The sequence below is a fragment of the Microcoleus sp. OTE_8_concoct_300 genome (genome assembly GCF_031383065.1).
Lineage (GTDB): Bacteria > Cyanobacteriota > Cyanobacteriia > Cyanobacteriales > Microcoleaceae > Microcoleus.
In genome coordinates this window covers 1-1,711 of record NZ_JANMZH010000713.1, presented here as the reverse complement: position 1 = coordinate 1,711, position 1,711 = coordinate 1, and the positions used below count along the sequence as shown (strand labels likewise).

Annotated in this window: 2 protein-coding genes; one reads left to right on the top strand and one right to left on the bottom strand. The window is 44.4% G+C overall.

What is annotated here, in order from left to right; genetic code table 11:
* Positions 1-955 (bottom strand): phosphotransferase (locus ACUVJL_RS31965; protein ID WP_445249504.1); only part of this gene is annotated, 955 nt, incomplete at its 3' end.
* 321 nt (positions 956-1,276) lie between these two features.
* On the opposite strand from ACUVJL_RS31965, the gene ACUVJL_RS31960 reads away from it, so the two are divergent.
* Positions 1,277-1,711: PfkB family carbohydrate kinase (locus ACUVJL_RS31960; protein ID WP_445249503.1), on the top strand; the 435-nt coding region annotated here is incomplete at its 3' end.

Genomic DNA, 1,711 nt, shown 5'->3' with positions numbered 1-1,711 from the left:
GATCTTCCAACATTAACGAAGTTACTTTCGCTCTAACATAAGCTTGACGGCTTAAATACAGAGGCAACAGTTGCAGTCCTTCCCAATCCCCTGTTTGTTCGATGTAAGTATTGAGAAAAGCATTGCCTAAGTCTCTGCGCCCCTGCGATTCCAAATCCATTACTGTAAAAGCAACATCGTACATGACATCAACAAAGCGAAACTGCTCGTTAAATTCAATGCAGTCGAACAGCAATATTTTATCGGGCCACAATGCTATATTCCGCAAGTGCAAATCTCCGTGGCACTCGCGAATTTTATTATTGCTAATCCGCAGGTTAAATAACTCTGGGTTGTTCGCGAAAAACGCATCAGTATAATTTTTAGTTTCCTGATATTGTGTCTGAGTCTGCGGCCCGCCAATATATTTTTCCGAACTCAGGTAATTGTTATCTATTGCTGTGCGAATCTGACTGACTTCGCCAAATCTGCGAATGTAGCTATTACTAATTGCCGTGCTGTGAAAGTTGGCAACTTCCCGCCCTAAGTCAGCCATAAGTTGCTCGGTCAACAGTCCGCGTTCCAACAAACTGAGCAACAGCGAATCTTGAGGAAACTCCCGCATTTTTAGCACGTATTCTACAGCAATTTCGGCAGAACTTATAGCAGGTAAGTTGCTGCCAAGTTGAAAAGAATCGCCAGTTTTAATAATTGGCAAAACTTCTAAATAAATTTCCGGTGCAGTGCGCTGGTTCATCAGCAATTCTTGGGTGCAGAAATGCTGCCGTTTTGCCAAGGTTGAATAGTCCAAAAACCCAAAATTGACTGGTTTCTTGATTTTGTAAGTATAATCTCCTGTCAGCAAAACAAAGGAAGCGTGAGTCTGAATGAGGTGCACTGGTTCTGTCACCCCGTGCGGGTAAAACCCGGGCTGCAACATTTGCTGAATCAGAGGTGGGACATAAGTATCAGTCATATCGATTTTAGATTTTAGATTTTAGATTTGGGATTTGGGATTTTAGATTTTGGATAAAAGCAAATATAGTTATAACTTACGCAGAACATCTAAATGTTACTATAAAACTTACACAGAACATCTAAATGTAGGGTGCGCCCATAAGCACCTTACCCTATCGATAACGTAGCGTACTCCGTGCCCACATTTCGATAAAACGCAGGGTGCACAGGGCGCACCTTACCATGAAACGTAGGGTGCGCGCAGAGTACCTTACACTGTCGATAGCCAAACAAAGGGTGTTTTGCACAAGTCCAAAATTAGTATCAAAAAAAAGCACTCATGACAGAAAACAATCAAGATTCCCGTTCCGTGGATGTGTTTGGCGTAGGCAATGCCCTTGTAGACATCCTAGCATTGGTAGAAGATGAATTTGTGCTCGATCACGAGCTGAGTCGTGGCGGGATGACGCTGATGAATTCGGAAACGCAGGGGGGGATTTTGCACGATTTAGAGCACAATTCGCTGCAAATGCGATCGGGCGGTTCGGCGGCAAATACGATGATTGGTTTGGCTCAAAGCGGCGGTAAAGCGTATTATTCGGGGAAGGTTGCTAAGGATACTAACGGCGAGTTTTATCGGCAAGATTTGCTGGCGGCGGGGATTGATTTTAATGTGCATCCTGCTGAGTCGTCGCAGGAGCCCACGGGTACTTGTGTAGTGCTGACTACGCCGGATGCGGAACGCACGATGTGTACTAATTTGGGGGTTTCTACT